This window comes from Mycobacterium sp. 1165178.9, assembly GCF_001673555.1.
Lineage (GTDB): Bacteria > Actinomycetota > Actinomycetes > Mycobacteriales > Mycobacteriaceae > Mycobacterium.
On sequence record NZ_LZMB01000491.1, the window covers coordinates 1 to 19,021 of the forward strand.

Annotated in this window: 16 protein-coding genes and 3 pseudogenes; 10 read left to right on the forward strand and 9 right to left on the reverse strand. The window is 66.1% G+C overall.

What is annotated here, in order from left to right; genetic code table 11:
- Positions 1-1,058 (forward strand): MBL fold metallo-hydrolase (locus A5652_RS21075; RefSeq protein WP_156745460.1); only part of this gene is annotated, 1,058 nt, incomplete at its 5' end.
- Positions 1,059-1,072: 14 nt separating this feature from the next.
- Here A5652_RS21075 and A5652_RS21080 read toward each other — a convergent pair.
- Positions 1,073-1,990, reverse strand: coding sequence for a class I SAM-dependent methyltransferase (locus tag A5652_RS21080; protein ID WP_067356158.1), 918 nt, complete (start codon positions 1,988-1,990; stop codon positions 1,073-1,075).
- A gap of 72 nt (positions 1,991-2,062) precedes the next feature.
- Between A5652_RS21080 and A5652_RS21085 the strand changes: the two are divergent.
- Positions 2,063-2,869, forward strand: a pseudogene (locus A5652_RS21085) (enoyl-CoA hydratase/isomerase family protein).
- Between the two features lie 3 nt (positions 2,870-2,872).
- Here A5652_RS21085 and A5652_RS21090 read toward each other — a convergent pair.
- The 4 genes from A5652_RS21090 to A5652_RS21105 all read right to left on the reverse strand — a co-directional run bounded on the left by A5652_RS21090 (position 2,873) and on the right by A5652_RS21105 (position 7,099).
- The gene (locus A5652_RS21090; protein WP_067356201.1) at positions 2,873-3,742 is read right to left on the reverse strand and encodes a TIGR03619 family F420-dependent LLM class oxidoreductase; all 870 of its coding nucleotides are present in this window, start codon (positions 3,740-3,742) and stop codon (positions 2,873-2,875) included.
- A gap of 97 nt (positions 3,743-3,839) precedes the next feature.
- Positions 3,840-4,583 carry an STAS domain-containing protein gene (locus A5652_RS21095; protein WP_067356161.1) on the reverse strand — a complete coding sequence of 248 codons (744 nt, stop codon included), beginning with the start codon at positions 4,581-4,583 and terminating at the stop codon, positions 3,840-3,842.
- A gap of 375 nt (positions 4,584-4,958) precedes the next feature.
- On the reverse strand, positions 4,959-5,957 hold the full coding sequence (locus A5652_RS21100; RefSeq protein ID WP_232001289.1) for a DUF4873 domain-containing protein: 999 nt from the start codon (positions 5,955-5,957) through the stop codon (positions 4,959-4,961).
- A 236-nt stretch (positions 5,958-6,193) separates the two neighbouring features.
- Entirely contained in the window at positions 6,194-7,099 is a 906-nt protein-coding gene (locus A5652_RS21105) for a diiron oxygenase (RefSeq protein ID WP_067356165.1), read from the reverse strand.
- Positions 7,100-7,223: 124 nt separating this feature from the next.
- On the opposite strand from A5652_RS21105, the gene cobF reads away from it, so the two are divergent.
- The 4 genes and pseudogenes from cobF to A5652_RS21120 all read left to right on the forward strand — a co-directional run bounded on the left by cobF (position 7,224) and on the right by A5652_RS21120 (position 9,629).
- Positions 7,224-7,970 (forward strand): precorrin-6A synthase (deacetylating), encoded by a 747-nt coding sequence (gene cobF, locus A5652_RS21110; RefSeq protein ID WP_067356169.1) that lies wholly within the window; start codon positions 7,224-7,226, stop codon positions 7,968-7,970.
- A gap of 4 nt (positions 7,971-7,974) precedes the next feature.
- Positions 7,975-8,217: pseudogene (locus tag A5652_RS28730) on the forward strand (DNA-formamidopyrimidine glycosylase family protein); the annotation flags it as partial.
- Between the two features lie 135 nt (positions 8,218-8,352).
- On the forward strand, positions 8,353-8,838 hold the full coding sequence (locus tag A5652_RS28735; protein ID WP_369805844.1) for a zinc finger domain-containing protein: 486 nt from the start codon (positions 8,353-8,355) through the stop codon (positions 8,836-8,838).
- 41 nt (positions 8,839-8,879) lie between these two features.
- Positions 8,880-9,629 carry an SDR family oxidoreductase gene (locus A5652_RS21120; protein ID WP_067356178.1) on the forward strand — a complete coding sequence of 250 codons (750 nt, stop codon included), beginning with the start codon at positions 8,880-8,882 and terminating at the stop codon, positions 9,627-9,629.
- Between the two features lie 3 nt (positions 9,630-9,632).
- Here the strand turns inward: A5652_RS21120 and pgi are convergent, their stop codons facing one another.
- Positions 9,633-11,297 (reverse strand): glucose-6-phosphate isomerase, encoded by a 1,665-nt coding sequence (pgi, locus tag A5652_RS21125; RefSeq protein ID WP_067356182.1) that lies wholly within the window; start codon positions 11,295-11,297, stop codon positions 9,633-9,635.
- Positions 11,298-11,375: 78 nt separating this feature from the next.
- Entirely contained in the window at positions 11,376-11,696 is a 321-nt protein-coding gene (locus A5652_RS21130; RefSeq protein WP_082984010.1) for a chorismate mutase, read from the reverse strand.
- A gap of 391 nt (positions 11,697-12,087) precedes the next feature.
- On the opposite strand from A5652_RS21130, the gene pcrA reads away from it, so the two are divergent.
- Positions 12,088-14,424, forward strand: coding sequence for a DNA helicase PcrA (gene pcrA, locus A5652_RS21135; RefSeq protein WP_067356189.1), 2,337 nt, complete (start codon positions 12,088-12,090; stop codon positions 14,422-14,424).
- A gap of 85 nt (positions 14,425-14,509) precedes the next feature.
- Here pcrA and A5652_RS28155 read toward each other — a convergent pair whose 3' ends face one another.
- The gene (locus A5652_RS28155) at positions 14,510-15,100 is read right to left on the reverse strand and encodes a hypothetical protein (protein WP_197514042.1); all 591 of its coding nucleotides are present in this window, start codon (positions 15,098-15,100) and stop codon (positions 14,510-14,512) included.
- 1 nt (position 15,101) lies between these two features.
- Complete coding sequence (locus A5652_RS21145; RefSeq protein WP_082984011.1) at positions 15,102-16,142, reverse strand: M23 family metallopeptidase; 1,041 nt, start codon at positions 16,140-16,142, stop codon at positions 15,102-15,104.
- A gap of 329 nt (positions 16,143-16,471) precedes the next feature.
- On the opposite strand from A5652_RS21145, the gene sucC reads away from it, so the two are divergent.
- The 3 genes and pseudogenes from sucC to A5652_RS21160 form a co-directional block, all read left to right on the forward strand.
- Complete coding sequence (gene sucC / locus A5652_RS21150; protein WP_067356194.1) at positions 16,472-17,635, forward strand: ADP-forming succinate--CoA ligase subunit beta; 1,164 nt, start codon at positions 16,472-16,474, stop codon at positions 17,633-17,635.
- A gap of 12 nt (positions 17,636-17,647) precedes the next feature.
- Positions 17,648-18,550 carry a succinate--CoA ligase subunit alpha gene (sucD, locus tag A5652_RS21155; protein WP_067356198.1) on the forward strand — a complete coding sequence of 301 codons (903 nt, stop codon included), beginning with the start codon at positions 17,648-17,650 and terminating at the stop codon, positions 18,548-18,550.
- A gap of 131 nt (positions 18,551-18,681) precedes the next feature.
- Positions 18,682-19,021: pseudogene (locus A5652_RS21160) on the forward strand (acetyl-CoA acetyltransferase); the annotation flags it as partial.

Genomic DNA, 19,021 nt, shown 5'->3' on the forward strand with positions numbered 1-19,021 from the left:
GGGAGACCCGGCAGACCGTTCGCGCGAGCAGCGCGCCACACGCGTTGGCCGCCCGGCGCAATCCGGACGCCGCGCCCGCCGCGCAGCGGGTCAACCGGGCACCGGCCCGGGTGCCCTACACTCGCGGGCTGCATCAGGTCGCCGACCGGGTGTGGGCGTGGACGCTGCCGGATGGGGGCTACGGGTGGAGCAACGCCGGGCTGATCGCGGGCGAGGGCGCGTCCCTGTTGGTGGACACCCTGTTCGACCTCGCACTGACGCGCGAGATGCTCACCGCGATGCGGCCCATCACCGGGTCTGCGCCCATCACGGACGCAGTGATCACCCACTCCAACGGTGACCACACCCACGGCAACCAGCTGCTGGACGCCTCGGTGCGCATCATCGCGGCGCACGGCACCGCCGAGGAGATCGAGCACGGGATGGCGCCCGAGATGCTGGCCATGGCGCAAACCGCCAACCTCGGGCCGGTGGCGACCCCGTACACGCGAGAGCGCTTCGGGCACTTCGACTTCAGCAACATCACGTTGCGCAACGCCGACCAGACCTTCGAGCGCGACCTGTGCGTCGACGTCGGCGGACGGCGGATAGACGTGTTGAACCTGGGCCCCGCGCACACCGCCGCCGACTCGGTGGTGCACGTGCCCGACGCTGGCGTGCTGTTCGGCGGCGACCTGCTGTTCATCGGCTGCACGCCCATCGTGTGGGCGGGCCCCATCGCCAACTGGGTCGCGGCGTGCGACGCGATGATCGCGCTGGACGCGCCGACAGTGGTCCCCGGCCATGGCCCCGTCACCGATCCGGATGGAATCCGTGCGGTGCGTGCCTATCTCGTGCACGTTGCCGAACAGGCCGAGGCCGCGTACCGCCGGGGGCTGTCGTGGGCCGAGGCCGCCGACACCATCGACCTCGGCGAGTACGCCACCTGGCTGGACGCCGAGCGCGTCGTCGTCAACGTCTATCAGCGATACCGCGAACTAGACCCGCAGACACCGCATTTGGAGGTCATGGCGCTGTTGGTGATGCAGGCCGAATGGCTGGCCAAACGGTCCGCGTGACCACTTGCGACCGCCTAGGGCCGCACGGCCCTGACGAAGCTGATCGTGGCGGCGGGAACCTGGTGCTCGACGGGCCCCAACTGCGGTAGGCCCGCGGCGGAGAACAGGTCGGCGAGCCGAAATGTGCTGGTATCCCATCCGTTTGCCGCCAGGTGCGCGGCGACATCGGTGTGCTCGCCCGGGTAGGCCAAACCGGCGATGTCCAGATCGAGCCCGTATCGTCGCCACCCCTCGGTCGAGAGGCGGGACTGTTCCCGCCCCTCCGGCGTCGCCGAGGCGACGGTCCCGAAGTCGGCGGCGAACCGGCTGCCCTCGCTGGACAACGGAATGATGGCGTCCAGCAACCGAACTTCGGCCTCGGGCGGAAGGAACCCGATCAGCAGCCCCTCGGCCAGCCACGCCGTCGCTTGCGCCGGGTCAAAACCCGCCGCCTGCAAAGCCGCCGGCCAGTCCTCGCGCAAATCGATACCCACCGTGCGGAGTTCGGCGGTCGGGGCCGCGCCGATCTCGGCCAGTGTCGCCGTCTTGAACGCGATGACCTCCGGCTGGTCGATCTCGTACACCGTCGTCCCGGCCGGCCAATGCAGCCGGTAGGCCCGCGAATCCAGACCCGATGCCACGATCACGACCTGGCGCAGGCCGGCCTGGCCGGCTGCGGCGAAATAGTCGTCATAAAAGCGGGCCCGGGCGGCGAATGTGTCCACCATCCGCGAAAATCGCACGCCGGTCTCGAGTTCGTCTGAATCGAGTTCGCCGGTCGCCAGATTGGTGAACACGTCCAGCCCGACGGCGCGCACCAGCGGCTCGGCGAACTCGTCGGTGATCACCGGTTGCGGGCGTCTGGTCGCGGCCGCCCGGGCCGCGGCCACCATGGTGGCGGTGGCGCCCACGCTGTTGGCCAGGTCCCAGGTATCACCTTCGGTTCGCGCCATGGCTGCTCCTTCGATGTGCTCGCAACTACGGTATGCCTCCCCGGTGAATCACGCGTCGCCTACGGTTCCCCTATGCCCGCAGTGACACTGGAACCTCTCGAAGAAAACATCGCCTGCATCACCCTGAACCGGCCGGAGCGCCTCAACGCCATCGATGGGTCGCTGATCGACGGCGTCCACGAGGCCCTGGACGTGTTGGACAAAGGTGAGTATCGGGTGGCGGTGCTGACCGGTGCCGGACGGGGATTCTGCGCAGGCGCGGATTTGAGTGGCACCGGTCAGGCGTGGACGCAGAACAAGCCGACCACGCCGGCGTTCAAGGTCAACTAGGACGCCCAGGTCCGGTTGGCCAACCTGTACACCCGGATCTACGAGATGGACATTCCCGTGGTCGGTGCGGTCAACGGTGTCGCCGTCGGGGGCGGCCTGGCGTTCGCGTTGGTGTCCGATATCCGGATCGCCTCCGAGCAGGCCCGGTTCGGTTCGGTGTTCATCAAGGCGGGCTTCTCGTCGATGGACATGGGCACCAGCTACCTGCTGCCGAAGATTGTCGGCGCCGGGGTTGCGCGCGAACTCATGCTCACCGGTCGCATCATCGACGCGGCCGAGGCCTATCGCATCAAGCTGGTGCACGAGATCGTAGCCCCCGATGAGCTGATGCCGGCCGCGCTCAAGCTGGCCCGCTCGATCGCCGAGAACAACGCATACGGCGTGTGGCAGACCAAGATTGGCCTCAACGCCGCGCTGGACGCCCCCAGCCTGCGTCACGCCATCGAGATCGAGAACCGCACCCAGATCCTCGCCGGTTTCACCAATAATCCGGTCGAGGCCGCGAAAGCGCATCAGGAGAAGCGGGCGCCCAGATGGGATTCCCTGTGACGCTTAGAATTTCGATATCACCTTTTCCGCGTACCGTTCCAGGTGGCGGATCTTTTTGTCCAGCGGTTCGGTGTCGGGCCCACTAATGTAGGGATACCGGAAGCCCACGATGACGTCGGTGACACCCTTGTCCTCGAGGCGCTTGATGCCCTCCACGGTGTAGGCATCCATTGAGATCACATGGATCTCGAAGGGGCCGGTCTTGCCCTCCTCCTCGCGATACTTCTTTACGCGGGCGATGAGTCGGTCAAGTTCCTCGGGGTCGGTACCGCCACCGTGCATCCAGCCGTCCAAGCGCGCCGCGCGACGCAATGCCGCGTCGGCGTGGCCGCCGACCAAAATCGGGATCGGCTGGGTGGGGGCCGGGGTCATCTTGGTCTTGGGAATGTCATAGAACTCGCCGTGGAACTCGAAGTACTCGCCCGTGGTGAGGCCTTGCACGATCTCAATGCATTCGTCCATCCGCTTGCCGCGCTTGGTGAATGGGATCCCCATCAGCTCGTAGTCCTCCGGCCACGGGCTGGTGCCGACGCCGAGTCCCAACCGGTTGCCGGTCAGCGCGGCAAGTGAACCCGCCTGCTTGGCCGTCAGCGCCGGATGCCGCACGGGCATCTTGAGCACGAAGAAATTGAAGCGCAGGTTCGTCGTCACTGCGCCCAACGTTGCCGTCAGTACAAAGGCCTCGACGATCTCCTTGCCGTCCAGGAACTCGCGGCTGCCATCGGGGGTGTAGGGATACTTGGAGTCGGACTCGAAGGGGTAGGCGATGCTGTCAGCGATCGTCATGCTGTGGTAGCCGGCCTCGTCGGCCGCCTTGGCCAGCGGGATGTAAAAACTCGAATCGGTCAATGACTCCGCAAAGCTGAACCGCACGTCAGCCACACCTTCCTCGCGCAGGGGTCCGTCCTCGACACTAGAACGTGTTCTAGTTTGACCCGCGTGGGGGTCCGCTGACAACCGCCCGGGCTGACTAAAGCTGGTTTTCGGGACCGATGACAGCCCATACCGTCTTGCCGGACGAGGTAGGCGTGCTGCCCCAGGCTCGGGACAACGCGTCCACGATCGCCAGCCCGGACACGTCGATGCCCTGGTTCGGCGACGGCAGTCGCACGGCGGGCGTGTCGCTCGCGTCCGACACCGCGATGGCCGCGGTGGCGCCCTGCGCTTCGATTCGGACCGCCGGGACGCTTGCCGTGTGTTCCAGTACGTTCTCCACGAACACGTTGACCACCACCAAAGCCACCGGGATGAGCTTGGATTGCGACCAGGTGGTGAGCCATTCGCGAACCAGGCGCCGTGACTCGCGCAGGCTGGTCAGGTCGGCGGGCAGCTCAACATCGGTGCGCCGCACCGGGCGACGGCTGTTTTGGCCGAGTGCTTTGAACGCGGCCTTCTCGCTCGAGTAGATGGGCATGAAGTGGGTGACATCGCTACGGGAGATCGCGTCGCGGGCCGCCCTGTCGTTGCAGACCAACACGATCGGAATGTGGGGGGTGCTGCCGAGTTGCCAATACGCGCCCATGAAGGCCGACCATGCCGATTCGGTGTGGACCTTGAGCCCGGAGACGTCGACGATGACGGCGGCGGCGTCATCCAGCGTGGCCTTGAGGATGCGTTCGCGGAGCGGAGTCTCTTGGGCGGCATCAAGCTCACCGTCGACGGTCAGAACGGCAACCGAGTCATCCGTCCGCATTGCAACGGCCACCGGGGTCATCCCAGCCCGGTCCTGACGTCCGGTTCCATTTGCCGCTCCTCGCATTCTGCCGGGCCGATTGCTTGAGTATCCGCTCTCAGCGGCAATTGTCTAATCGAAGGGTCGGCCGCCGGAAACCGCAGGCTGCGATTGGGATCCGGCAACTCCGTACCGCAAGCCCGCAACGACATCATCATGCGGCCCTCCACCGCGGGAAGTCGACCCCCGCCTCACGCGCCATGGAGCCCAATGCCCGGCACGCACTTTCTTCGGGGATTACCACACCGCGAGTGCCGCCAAACTTTTGAGTACGTCCGGCAGCCGGGGGGTTAACCAGCGGAAATGCTCCCGTCTGTCGGAGGGCGCGTCGGCCGGCGGGTGGGTGCGCCGATCGGCTCAGTGGTTGCTCAGTGCGTAGGGGGGATTGCCCACTCCGGCGACCGAGTGCGTCCCCCACGGTGTTTGTTCGACGATGCGAGCCCGCGCGCTGCATTCTCCGACCGTCAGCGTGCCGATCCGCGTTTGCTTGAGGATCTCACCGGACAGCGGTTCGGACGCGGAACCAAACACCGTTCCCTGCCAGTGGTAGTGGCCGTCGATCGGGTCCAGATGACCGGTCAGCCGGACCCGCACCGAGTGGCGGGTGCCGGCGATTTCCAGCATGGCTGCGCCGTCGTAGGTGTCTTCACCGGCGGGCACGCTGGCCGAGAGATCGAAGGCCGATGCCACGGGGGGCGCCTCGGCGGCACGCAGCTGAGCCCGCTCATTGAACACCTGCTGGCTGCTGGCGCGCACCTCGATGCGGCCACTGGCGGTGCGCCGCATGGCTTTCAGGCACTCGGCGATGTAGCGCGCCTGCGCGTCCGGATCCGGTCCGGTGATGAAGAAGTAGTTGGGAAACCCGCGAACGGCCACTCCGTAGAACGGCTCCATGCCGTCGTGCCAGGCGCGACGGATCGGCAGCCCGGCCGCGCCGACCAACGTCTCATCGGCGACATCCTGCGGAATGAAGAACCCAGTCCCGTAGATGACGGCGTCGACCCGGTGGTCGACACCATCGCTGGTGCGCACCCCCGCCGCCGTCAGCGCCTCGATGGCCGACGCGGCGATCGCGACCAAGGGCCGGCCGGCCGGCCGAATGTGGCGGCGCAGCCAGCGCTTGACCCGCGTGGACCACGCAGGCACCTCGCTGACGACGCGACGCGGTGCGTGGGGGAACACGGTGACCGATGCCGCTGCGTGGGCCAGCCGGTCGATGTGGTGGCCGGCGGTGGCGTCGGTCCCGATGACCGCGATGTGCTTGCCGGACGGTTCGAACCCGGGATCCCACGCCGCGGCGTGAAACGACTCGCCGCCGAACCCGTCGCTCCCTGCGATGTCGGGCCGCCACGGCAGCTGGACCGGACGGTACGCGGCGACGACGATGTCGGCCCGGAAGACCTCACCGCCGGCCGTCGTCAACAACCAGGTGTCGGTGACGTCGTCGAAGCGAGATCTCTCGACGTGGTCGTCGAGGACGACGAGATCGGCGAAACCGGCTGCCAGCAAGGCTGTTCGGGCACTCTCGCCGCAGGCGCCCGCGCCGACGATGGCGATGTGACGGCGAGGTTCGGCGCCGCCACCCGGCTGCGTCACAGAAATCTGCTGCGCTTCCAACCGCGGCGTGCGATCGAGCCCATCAGGCCGACCTCGGTCAAAAACGCCGCCAGTGGAGCGAACCCTGCGACCTGCACATCGCGTCGATGCGGACTGGTGCGCGCGACCTTTCGAGCCCGCTTGGGGTCGAGACCCGCTCGCGCGTACGGGACGGGATTACTGAACAGGTAGTTGAAGAAGTAGCCACCCAGGCCGTTGATGTTGGCCATGAACCAGCGGTTGAAGCGGGGCATCTCGACGACGCGCTTGCGGGCGCCATCGCGCGCGAACTGAATGTGGCGCGCCTCTTCGGTGACGTGAATACGCATGAGCCGCTGGATGATTGGCTGCAATTCCGGGTCGTCCATCATCTGCCGTTGCAGCGAGTCGAAGATCTCCTCACCGATCAGGGCCGCCACCCAGAGCATCGAGCCGCGCTGAAAAGCTAGAGGCAGGAAATTGATGATCATCCTGTGAAACAGCCGCGGGCGTACCGGCTTGGCGCCGATGCGTTCGATGGCCTTGCCGAACATCACCATGTGCCGCGTCTCGTCGCCCAGTTCGGTCAGCTTGTAATGCGTCGACTTGCTCGTCGGGTCCTCGTGCAGGATCGTCCGCAGCAGCGATTGGTTGAGCATGTTCTCGAACCAGATCCCGGCCGACAAGGTGTTGACCAGTTCCTGACGGGATAACTCGATTTGTTGTTCGCGGGTCATCTCGTCCCACATCGGCGTGCCGTAGAGCGACACCAGCGGCGGCGGCAGATAGAACTTGTCCGGGTCCAGCGGGGCGTCCCAATCGATGTCGACGACGGGCTCATAAGATTTCTTGACCGAGCCCTTCAGTAGGCGGTCGGAGAATTCTTCACGACTAGGCCCTGCCGGCTTCACCGCTGAGGTCATGCGCCGCTCCCTCCGTTGGGTGCTACAGACGGTACCCATGGTACTGGGTACTTGCGGTCCCGGCTAGATGCCGGAGGTTGCGATTCGGCAATCTGACGGGCAACGAGCATCGGGAGGCGACGTAGTGGGCCGGCACATCCACGTCATCGGCATCGGTGCCGGCGATCCCGCCTACGTGACCGTTCAGGCGATCGAGGCGCTCAACGACACCCAGGTGTTCTTCGCGATGGACAAGGGCGAGCAGAAGAGCGACTTGGTGGCGCTGCGACGCGAGGTCTGCGCCCGCTTCATCCGCGAGCCGGGTTACCGCTTCGTCGCGCTACCCGACCCGAAGCGGACGGCGGATGCCGACTACCACGACGCGGTTGCGGATTGGCACGCCGCCCGTGCCGCCATCTGGGCCGACGCCATCTCCGCCGAGCTGGGCCCGCATGGCGTCGGAGGATTTTTGGCGTGGGGCGATCCGTCGCTCTACGACAGCACCTTGCGAATCCTCGGCGCGGTGGCCACGCGGGTCGACTTCACGTTCGACGTCATCCCGGGCATCACCGCGGTGCAGGCACTGACCGCGCGACACCGCATCCCGCTCAACGAGGTGGGCGAACCCGTCCTGATCACCACGGGAAGGCAACTGCGCAACCGCGGGCCGGCCCCCGGATCCGCCGTCGTAATGCTCGACGCCGACTGCTCGTTCCAGCTCTGTCCGCCCGACACGCGAATCTGGTGGGGCGCCTACCTCGGCACCGACGACGAACTGCTCGTCGCTGGCACGGTGGGCGAGGTGGGGTCCCGCATCGTTTCGCTGCGAGCCGAAGCCCGCGCCCGGCACGGCTGGATCATGGACACCTATTTGCTTAGACCGGCACACTGAAACCGTGCCCGAACTACCCGAGATAGAAGCGCTGGTCGACCACCTGCGGCGCCATGCCGTCGGCCTGACGATCGGCCGGGTCGACATCGCCGCTCTATCCGTGTTGAAGACTTTCGACCCGCCGATCAGCGCGTTGCACGGCCAGACCGTGGTGGGGGCCGAGCGGTGGGGCAAATACCTCGGGTTGCGTACGGACAACCTCTACCTGATCGCGCACCTGTCGCGGGCCGGCTGGCTGCGGTGGTCGGACAAGCTGGCCACGGCACCGCTGCGGCCCGGCAAGGGCCCGATCGCGCTGCGGGTACACCTGGGCACGCCCGGTGAGGCGCCCGGCTTCGACCTCACCGAGGCCGGCACCCAGAAGCGGCTGGCGGTGTGGCTGGTGGCCGACCCGCAACAGGTCCCACAGATCGCCGCCCTCGGGCCGGACGCACTGGACCTGGACTTGGATGCGCTGGGCGATCTGTTGGCCGGCAACACCGGCCGGATCAAGACGGTCATCACCGACCAGAAGTTGATCGCCGGGATCGGCAACGCCTACAGCGACGAGATCCTGCACGTCGCGCGCATATCGCCGTTCGCCACCGCCGGCAAGCTGTCCGACGCGCAACTCGCCGCACTGCACGATGCAATGGTCTCCGTGCTCACCGATGCGGTGAGCCGGTCCGTCGGGCAGGGGGCGGCCACGCTCAAGGGCGAGAAGCGCTCCGGATTGCGGGTACATGCCCGCACCGGGTTGCCCTGCCCGGTGTGCGGGGACACCGTACGCGAAGTGTCGTTCGCGGACAAGTCTTTTCAATACTGCCCAACATGCCAGACGGGTGGCAAGGTCCTGGCCGACCGACGCATGTCGCGTTTGCTGAAGTAGTCGCCCGACCGCGAGTTGACACCTGTCGATATGCTGCCCCGATGACTCGCCAGAAGATCCTCATCACCGGTGCCAGCTCCGGCCTGGGCGCCGGGATGGCGCGCGTGTTCGCCGCCAAGGGCCGCGACCTTGCGCTGTGCGCGCGGCGTACCGACCGGCTCGATGAGCTGAAAGCCGAGCTGTCGCAGACCTATCCGGGCATCAAGATCGCGGTCGCCGCGCTGGACGTCAACGACCACGAGGCCGTCCCCAAGGTATTCGCCGAACTCAGCGACGAACTGGGCGGCATCGATCGCGTCGTCGTCAACGCCGGCATCGGCAAGGGCGCGAAACTGGGGGCCGGCAAGCTGTGGGCCAACAAGGCCACCATCGAGACCAACCTGGTGTCAGCTCTGGTGCAGATCGAGACCGCCCTGGAGATGTTCAACAAGGCCGGTTCGGGCCACCTGGTGCTGATCTCCTCGGTGCTCGGCAATAAGGGCGTGCCCGGAGTCAAGGCGGCCTATGCGGCGAGCAAGGCCGGGGTGAGCTCACTGGGCGAATCGCTGCGCGCCGAATACGCCAAGGGGCCCGTCAAGGTTTCGGTCATCGAGCCCGGCTACATCGAGTCGGAGATGACGGCCAAGTCAAACAGCACAATGTTGATGGTGGACAACGAGACTGGAGTCAACGCTCTCGTCGCCGCCATGGAACGGGAGCCGGGCCGGGCCGCGGTGCCGTGGTGGCCGTGGGCGCCGCTGGTGCAGCTGATGCGCGTGCTGCCGCCTCAGCTGACCAAGATGTTCGCCTGAGATTCAGCTGGTTCGCCCGCGTTCGCTGCGGTAGCGACGCACCAGTGCGTCGGTGGAGCTGTCCGACTGCGGGGCCGGCGAGCCGTCCGCGGTGATCACCGGAAGCAGGGCCTTGGCCTGGGTTTTGCCCAGCTCCACGCCCCATTGATCGAACGAGTCGATTCCCCAGATCACGCCCTCGGTGAAGACCTGATGTTCGTACAGCGCGATCAGCTGGCCCAAGACCGATGGGGTGAGCCGGTCGGCCAGGATCGAGGTCGACGGCCGGTTACCGGGCATCACCTTGTGCGGCACGACGTCCGCGGGCGTGCCGTCGGCGGCGATCTCTTCGGCGGTCTTGCCGAAGGCCAGCACCTGGGTCTGCGCGAAGAAGTTGCTCATCAACAAGTCATGCATGCTGCCGCTGCCCTCGGCGGTGGGCAGATCGTCGAGGGGTTGGCTGAACCCGATGAAGTCGGCGGGCACCAGCCGGGTGCCCTGATGCAGCAACTGGTAGAACGCGTGCTGCCCGTTGGTTCCCGGTTCGCCCCAGAAGATTTCACCGGTGTCCGTGGTGACGGGGCTGCCGTCCGCGCGGACCGACTTGCCGTTGGATTCCATGGTCAGCTGTTGCAGATAGGCCGCGAAACGTGCCAGGTCATTGGAATAAGGCAGCACGGCGCGCGATTGCGCACCCATGAAGTTGGAATACCACAGGCCGATAAGACCAAGCAGCACAGGCGCGTTGGACTCCAGTGGCGCGGTCTTGAAGTGCCGGTCGACGATGTGGAACCCGGACAGGAAGTCCGCGAAGGCTTGGCGGCCGATGACCGCCATCACCGACAGGCCGATCGCCGAGTCCACCGAGTAGCGGCCGCCGACCCAGTCCCAGAACCCGAACATGTTGTCGGTGTTGATGCCGAAATCGTCGACGAGGCGTTTGTTGGTGGAGACGGCGACGAAGTGCTGGGACACCGCGGCGTCGCCGAGCGCTTCGGTGATCCAGCGGCGCGCGGCCGTGGCGTTGGTCAGGGTCTCCAGGGTCGAGAACGTCTTCGACGCGACGATGAAAAGCGTTGTGGCTGGGTCTAAATCGGCCAGGGTGGCGATCAGGTCAGCGGGGTCCACGTTGGAGACGAAACGCGCCGAGATCCCCGCGTCGGCGTAGTGACGCAGTGCCTGGTAGACCATCACCGGGCCGAGGTCCGATCCGCCTATGCCGATGTTGACCACCGTGCTGATCCGTTTTCCGCTGGCCCCGGTCCATTCACCGCTGCGCAACCGGTCGGTGAACTCGCCCATGGCGTCGAGCACCGAGTGCACTTCTTGGACGACGTTTTCGCCGTCGACAACCAGCTCGGCGTCCCGGGGCAACCGCAGCGCGGTGTGCAGGACCGCGCGATCCTCCGAGGTATTGATGTGGACCCCGGCGAACATCTGGTCGCGGCGCTCTTCGAGGTCGGCCGTGCGCGCGAGATCGACCAAGAGCCGCAGCGTTTCTCGTGTGATGCGGTGCTTGCTGTAATCGATGTAAAGGTCGCCGACGGAAAGGGTCAGCTCGCGGCCGCGATCGGGATCGTCTTCGAAGAACTGGCGAAGGTGGGTGTCGCCGATCTGGTCATGATGCCTGCGCAGGGCGTCCCATGCCGGGGTGGCGGTGATGTCGGGGAGGATGTGCACGGAGGTCATCCTTCGACACTATGGGCTGCGGCGTGACGGAGCCAGGTGTTGGGGCGAGCTCTGCGCGAGACCGATGGACCGTCGCGGTCAGTGGCCGAGCCGGCCCCTGCCCAGCCGCAGCAGCAGTATCGCCAGGTCTTTGCCTTCGGGGCCGAGCTCGCTGTAGCGCTCGATGACTTTCATTTCGCGGCTATGGACGAGCCGGGTGCCACCGGAAGCCATTCGGGCCTTGCCGATCGCCTGAGATACCTGGGTGCGCCGCTGCACCGCGGCGAGAATCGCAGCGTCGAGCCGGTCGATCTCCTGGCGCAGCTCGTCTATGTCGGTGAGCTCTTGGGTCTCCGTCATCTCGATGTTCATCTCTGCTGACTCCGCGTCTTCGTCGTGATCTGGGGATTCTGGTCTCATGCGGTATCGGGCCTCACAAAAGGCGAGCCCCGAGTGCCGAAAGCGGACTTCGGGGCTCTACGTAAGCAGTTAGCCCACGAGCACCGCGAACCGGCACCGGTATGGCAATCAACGGCGCCACTCCTGAGTCGAGGAATGCTGCCGACACTGCACGATGAACACGAATCGAGTTTGCCACTAAAAACCACAGGACGTACAAAGAAACCGATTTAAGCAGCGCTTTTTCGACTTGGGTGCAATTGCGTCGCCGGACAAACCGGGACGGTAAATTGCATTCCGACACGCCTAATTCGGGGGAGTCTGCGTGGCGCCGTCCCGGCGGCTCCGGCCACTAATCTGGTCTGATGCCAGGGCGCGATGCGTCAGTGGGCGGCGGTAAGTTTGGACTGACATGAGTGTGCACGCAACAGATGCCAAGCCGGCCTTCGAGGCAGATCAACTGCTCGAGGGCCTCAATCCGCAACAGCGCCAAGCGGTGGTGCATGAGGGTTCCCCACTGCTGATCGTCGCGGGTGCTGGTTCGGGAAAGACCGCGGTGCTGACCCGCCGCATCGCCTACCTGATCGCGGAACGCGGTGTCGGGGTCGGTCAGGTGCTGGCCATCACCTTCACCAACAAGGCGGCCGCCGAGATGCGCGAGCGGGTGGTGCGGCTGGTGGGCAACCGGGCTCGCGCCATGTGGGTGTCCACCTTCCACTCGACCTGCGTGCGCATCCTGCGCAACCAGGCGTCGCTGATCGAGGGTCTCAACTCCAACTTCTCCATCTATGACGCCGACGACTCACGGCGGCTGCTGCAGATGATCGGGCGCGACATGGGGCTCGACATCAAGCGCTACTCACCCCGGCTGCTGGCCAACGCAATCTCCAACCTGAAGAACGAGCTCATCGACCCCGCCGCGGCGGTGGGCAACCTGACCGACGATTCCGACGAGTTGTCCCGCACGGTGGCCAGCGTGTACGGCGAATACCAGCGGCGGCTGCGGGCGGCCAACGCGCTGGACTTCGACGACCTGATCGGGGAAACCGTCGCGGTGCTGCGGGCCTTCCCGCAGATCGCCCAGCACTACCGGCGGCGGTTCCGGCATGTCCTGGTCGATGAGTACCAGGACACCAACCACGCGCAGTACGTGCTGGTGCGCGAACTGGCCGGCCGCGGCGGCAGTGACGAGGTATCCGACGAGGTGCCGCCCGCGGAGCTGTGCGTGGTCGGCGACGCCGACCAGTCGATCTATGCGTTCCGCGGCGCCACCATCCGCAACATCGAGGACTTCGAACGCGATTACCCGGACGCGACAACCATTCTGCTGGAACAGAATTACCGCTCGACGCAGAACATCTTGTCCGCGGCCAACTCCGTGATCGCCCGCAACGCCGGACGCCGCGACAAGCGGCTGTGGACCGCCGAGGGCGCCGGTGAGCTGATCGTCGGCTACGTCGCCGACAACGAGCACGACGAAGCGCGATTCGTGGCCGAGGAGATTGACGCGCTCGCCGAGCGCGGCGATATCACCTACAACGACGTCGCCGTCTTCTACCGCACCAACAACTCGTCTCGGTCGTTCGAAGAGGTGTTCATCCGCGCCGGAATTCCCTACAAAGTCGTTGGGGGAGTGCGCTTTTACGAGCGCAAGGAGATTCGCGACATCGTCGCCTATCTGCGGGTGCTGGACAATCCAGGGGACACGGTCAGCATCCGGCGCATCCTCAACACGCCGCGCCGGGGCATCGGCGATCGTGCCGAGGCCTGCGTGGCCGTGTATGCGGAGAACACCGGGGCCAGTTTCGCCGACGCGCTCGTGGCCGCGGCCGAAGGCAAAGTGCCGATGCTGAACTCGCGTGCCGAGAAGTCGATCGCCGGTTTCGTCGAGCTGCTCGACGAGCTGCGTGGACGCCTGGACGACGATCTCGGAGATCTGGTCGAGTCGGTGCTTGAACGCACCGGGTACCGCCGGGAACTCGAATCCTCCAACGATCCGCAGGAACTCGCGCGTCTGGACAACCTCAACGAACTCGTCAGCGTGGCACACGAATTCAGTACCGATCGGGCCAACGCCGCGGCGCTGGGCGAGTCGTTGCAAACCCCCGAAGACGAAGATGTGCCGGATACCGGTGTGCTGGCCGAGTTTCTGGAGCGGGTTTCGCTGGTCTCCGACAGCGATGAGATCCCGGAGGACGGCGCGGGCATGGTCACCTTGATGACGCTGCACACCGCCAAGGGTCTGGAGTTTCCGGTTGTGTTCGTGACTGGCTGGGAGGACGGAATGTTCCCCCACATGAGGTCATTGGACGATCCGGTCGAACTCTCCGAGGAGCGGCGGCTAGCTTACGTCGGGATCACCCGGGCGCGGCAACGGCTCTACCTGAGCAGGGCCATCGTCCGGTCCTCCTGGGGACAGCCCATGCTCAACCCGGAATCGCGTTTCCTGCAAGAGATTCCGCAGGAACTCATCGACTGGCGGCGCACGGCGCCGACCTCGTCGTTCAGCGCGCCGGTGAGCGGCGCCGGCCGGTTCGGCACGCCGCGGGCGGCCCCGACCCGCTCCGGGATGAGCAAACGCCCGCTACTGGTGCTCGCCCCCGGCGATCGGGTGACGCACGACAAGTACGGGCTGGGCCGGGTCGAGGAGGTATCCGGCGTCGGCGAATCGGCGATGTCGCTGATCGACTTCGGCAGCTCGGGCCGGGTGAAGCTGATGCACAACCACGCCCCGATCAGCAAGCTCTAGCGCGACAACGACAGGAGTGCGTCGAGCGTGCACTCAGTGCGAAAAATCGGCGAAATATTCGCCGTGAGTGCACATTCGGCGCAGGTTAGGCGTTGAGCCAGCGTTTGGTGTGGGGAAGCAGCACCAGCACCACCGTGGCGATCGGCAAGATCGGCAGCAGGTGCACCACCCATGCGACCCGCGCGCCGGCGATGAACACCCCGATGTAGGTGAGAAAGGCGACCAGCGCACCGGCCATCAGAAGGTAGCGGCCGATCGATCGGCGCTGCAGCAGCACGATCACGCCGGACACCGTGGTGCCCGCGAACACCAGGGCGAGAAACGCGACCGCGATGCAGAACAGGCGATCGGTTCGCCACCAACCAGCGATCAGATCGGTGGCCACCACCGACGTGGCCCAACCGCTGATGATGCTCACCGCGCACGCGGCGACGGCTGTCCGATCGGAGGCCTCAGGCGCCGGCACTCCGGCATAACCGGTGCGACCCGCACGAGAACCGGCCCGGTAGGGCGCCGATTGCGGGGTGAAGTGAGTCGTCGGGGTGTCCGGCGTAATCGGGATTGGCCCGGTCGGCGCGCGCCGGATGATCCGTGTCCGTGAGTCGGAGGGAGGATCGTGCTCGGGCGTGGGCTCTGGCGGAGGCGGACCGGAAGGTTCTTCGTTCGGCTCGGTCACCTCAGCCAGCGTAGTTGCCGACCGTAAGACCACGCTTAGCGAGCCACGGCACGGGATCGATCCGTTCGGTGCCGCCCTGCAATACCTCGAAATGCAGGTGCGGGCCGGTGGAATTGCCCCGGTTGCCCATCGTGGCGATCTGGTCGCCGGCCATCACGCGCTCACCGACGCTGACGAGCGTGGTGTTGACGTGGCCGTAGAGCGTGACCGTCCCGTCGGAGTGGCGCAGCTTGACCAGCATCCCGTAACCGCTCGCCGGACCGGAGTCGATGACCACACCGTCGGACACCGCGTAGATCGGTGTTCCGATCGAGTTGGCCAGGTCGATGCCGGCGTGCAGCACGCCCCAGCGGTAGCCGAAGTTGGAGGTGAAGATGCCCTTGGTCGGCATCACGTAGAGCGGCTGCGACAAACGCGCCTCGCGTTCAGCGCGGTCGTTGGCGAAGGCGACACCCTTGGCGAGCTCCTGGTTGTGCAGCGCGGCGGGGGCCGCCGGCGCCGCGGCGATCACCTGGGGCCCGCGGACGGTGTTGCTGCCCGCCCCGCCGGTGAGCGCCGACGCGTTGGCGGTCAGCACGGCGTCGGTCTTGGGGGTGTCGGCGTGGCTGGTCGCCGTGTGGGCGGCCGCGGCGGCGGCTCCCGCCGCCATCGCCGAAATCAGCACCCGGCCCCGGGCCGCGCTGGTTGGTTCCTTGCGGTGCTGTCCTGTGCGGCGGATGCCAACGACGTCGGTGTGCGAGCGATCCGGACGTCGCTCGATGCGCGGCTCGACGATCACCCGCGGCAGCACTTCGGTCACGGGCGCGGCCAGCCAGACCGGGCGTATGTCGTCGGCCTCGTGCAGGTCATCGAGCTCGGGCGCCAGCAGCACCTGCGCTTCGTTGTCGAACGGTGAGTCGTTGCTGAAGTCCAGGTCGCCAAGATCGCCGGCGTCGTCGCTGAAGTCGAAGTCGTCGAAGTCAAAGCCGTCGAGGGGAAGTATTTCCGTGACTTCGGTGCGATGCGGAGCTTCGGCCCATCGGGCGCCTGCCGCGCGACCCACCCTCACGACGCCTTCAGTTACGGCAGAAGACCGGGCAAAACGGTGCTGGGACAACCTGAAATGTCCTCGTATCGTGACCATAACGTTATCTGGACCCTAGGAAGGTATCCGCTAACGCGCGGGGCTGGCAACCTCGTTGGAAAATCAGGGCGGAATTGTGATTTGGATCACGCGGACGGTGAACCCATGGCTCGTGAGCTGTGCCACATCGGCGGACGCGGCGGAAATGGCCGTTTGAGGGGTGGATACAGTTCGTCCGTGCGAGTTGCCGAATGCGGCACCGCCCACCAAGAGGCCTAGTTGTTGAGTCGAGCGAAGACAGAGAGTCCATGGACCTTTTCGAGTATCAAGCAAAAGAGTTGTTCGCCAAGCACAAGGTACCGACCACGCCGGGACGCGTGACCGACACCGCCGAGGGCGCTCGCGAGATCGCGACCGAAATCGGCCGTCCGGTGATGGTCAAAGCGCAGGTGAAGGTCGGCGGGCGGGGTAAGGCGGGTGGCGTCAAGTACGCAGCGACGCCCGAAGACGCCTACGAGCACGCCAAGAACATCCTCGGCCTCGACATCAAGGGACACGTCGTCAAGAAGCTGCTGGTCGCCGAGGCCAGCGACATCGCCGAGGAGTACTACATCTCCTTCCTGCTCGACCGCGCCAATCGCACCTACCTGGCCATGTGCTCGGTCGAGGGCGGCATGGAGATCGAGGAGGTCGCGGCGACCAAGCCCGAACGGCTGGCCAAGGTTGCGGTGGACGCCGTCAAGGGTGTCGACCTGGCTACCGCCCGCTCCATTGCCGAGCAGGGCCACCTGCCCGCCGAGGTGCACGCCTCCGCCGCGATCACCATCAACAAGCTGTGGGAGGTCTTCGTCGCCGAGGACGCCACCCTGGTTGAGGTCAACCCGCTGGTGCGCGACCCGCAAGACCAGATTCTGGCGCTGGACGGCAAGGTCACCTTGGACGCCAACGCCGACTTCCGTCAGCCGGGCCACGCCGAGTTCGAGGACCGTGACGCGACCGACCCGCTGGAGCTCAAGGCCAAGGAGCACGACCTCAACTACGTCAAGCTGGACGGCTCGGTCGGCATCATCGGTAACGGCGCGGGCCTGGTGATGTCGACGCTCGATGTCGTCGCCTACGCGGGCGAGAAGCACGGCGGAGTCAAGCCCGCCAACTTCCTCGACATCGGTGGTGGCGCGTCGGCCGAGGTGATGGCCGCGGGCCTGGACGTCATCTTGAACGACAAGCAGGTCAAGAGCGTGTTCGTGAACGTCTTCGGCGGTATCACCTCGTGCGACGCCGTCGCCAACGGGATCGTGACCGCGCTGAACATGCTCGGCGACGAGGCCAACAAGCCGCTCGTGGTCCGGCTCGACGGCAACAACGTCGACGAGGGCCGCCGCATCCTTGCCCAAGCCAACCACCCGCTGGTGATCCAGGCCGAGACCATGGACGCCGGTGCCGACAAAGCCGCCGAGCTGGCGAACAAGTAAGGGAGCCAAGCCATGTCGATCTTTTTGAATAAAGACTCCAAAGTCATCGTCCAGGGCATCACCGGCGGTGAGGGCACCAAGCACACCGCCCTGATGATGAAAGCCGGCACCCAGGTGGTGGGCGGCGTGAACGCGCGCAAGGCCGGCACCACCGTGTCGCACGTCGACCCGAAAGGCAAGGACGTCGAGCTCCCGGTGTTCGGCACCGTCGCAGAAGCGATGAAGGAGACGGGCGCGAACGTATCGGTCGTCTTCGTCCCGCCGAAATTCGCCAAGGACGCGATCATCGAGGCCATCGACGCCGAGATCCCGCTGCTGGTAGTCATCACCGAGGGAATTCCGGTGCAGGACAGCGCGTTTGCGTGGGCCTACAACGTCGACAAGGGGCAGAAGACGCGCATCATCGGGCCGAACTGCCCCGGCATCATCACCCCGGGTGAGGCCCTGGCCGGCATCACCCCGGCGAACATCAGCGGACCCGGCCCGGTCGGGCTGGTGTCCAAATCCGGCACCCTGACTTACCAGATGATGTACGAGCTGCGCGACTTCGGCTTCTCCACCTCGATCGGCATCGGCGGTGACCCCGTGATCGGCACCACCCACATCGACGCCATCGAGGCCTTCGAGAAGGACCCCGACACCAAGGTCATCGTGATGATCGGCGAGATCGGCGGCGACGCCGAGGAGCGTGCGGCCGACTACATCAAGGCCAACGTCTCCAAGCCGGTCGTCGGCTACGTCGCGGGGTTCACCGCGCCGGAAGGCAAGACGATGGGCCACGCGGGCGCCATCGTGTCCGGCTCGTCGGGCACCGCGGCCGCCAAGAAGGAGGCCCTGGAGGCGGCCGGCGTCAAGGTCGGCAAGACGCCGTCGGAGACGGCGGAGCTGGCCCGGAAGATCCTGCAGAGCCTGTAGTTCTTTTCCGAGACCGTTCCCTACCTCCGGGCGCAGCCCGATCGCGATGTCACCCGCGAGTTGGCCGCGGTTTCGTTTTGACCCTAGCCATCGGTTAGCCTGTCGAACTAACAGTTGCCAGGAGGTTCGTAATGGCGGTCGATCCGCGAACTCCGGTGCTCGTCGGGGTCGGCCAGTTCACCGAGCGCATCGACGACCCCGATTATCGGGGCATGTCGGCGGTCGACCTCGCGACGGAGGCGGGGCGGGCGGCTCTCGCCGACACCGGTGCCAAAGGCGTTGCGAAGGCAGTCGACACGGTCTTCGGGCTGCGGCAGTTCGAGATCTCTGGGCCGATGCCGGCGAGGCTCGGCAAGTCGAACAACTACCCGCGTTCGGTGATGAACCGGCTCGGCGGCGATCCCGCCCGCGTGGTACTCGAACCGGTCGGCGGGCAGGGGCCCCAGAAACTTGTCACCGAGGCGGGCAACG

What these genes read in the sequence shown, in the direction of transcription:
- sucD (WP_067356198.1), top strand. Translation starts at nt 17,648, where the DNA reads ATGTCGATCTTTTTGAATAAAGACTCCAAAGTCATCGTCCAGGGCATC.
- pgi (WP_067356182.1), bottom strand. Translation starts at nt 11,297, where the DNA reads ATGACCTCCGTGCACATCCTCCCCGACATCACCGCCACCCCGGCATGG.
- A5652_RS21120 (WP_067356178.1), top strand. Translation starts at nt 8,880, where the DNA reads ATGACTCGCCAGAAGATCCTCATCACCGGTGCCAGCTCCGGCCTGGGC.
- A5652_RS21095 (WP_067356161.1), bottom strand. Translation starts at nt 4,583, where the DNA reads ATGACCCCGGTGGCCGTTGCAATGCGGACGGATGACTCGGTTGCCGTT.
- pcrA (WP_067356189.1), top strand. Translation starts at nt 12,088, where the DNA reads ATGAGTGTGCACGCAACAGATGCCAAGCCGGCCTTCGAGGCAGATCAA.
- A5652_RS21105 (WP_067356165.1), bottom strand. Translation starts at nt 7,099, where the DNA reads ATGACCTCAGCGGTGAAGCCGGCAGGGCCTAGTCGTGAAGAATTCTCC.
- A5652_RS21080 (WP_067356158.1), bottom strand. Translation starts at nt 1,990, where the DNA reads ATGGCGCGAACCGAAGGTGATACCTGGGACCTGGCCAACAGCGTGGGC.
- sucC (WP_067356194.1), top strand. Translation starts at nt 16,472, where the DNA reads ATGGACCTTTTCGAGTATCAAGCAAAAGAGTTGTTCGCCAAGCACAAG.
- A5652_RS21130 (WP_082984010.1), bottom strand. Translation starts at nt 11,696, where the DNA reads ATGAGACCAGAATCCCCAGATCACGACGAAGACGCGGAGTCAGCAGAG.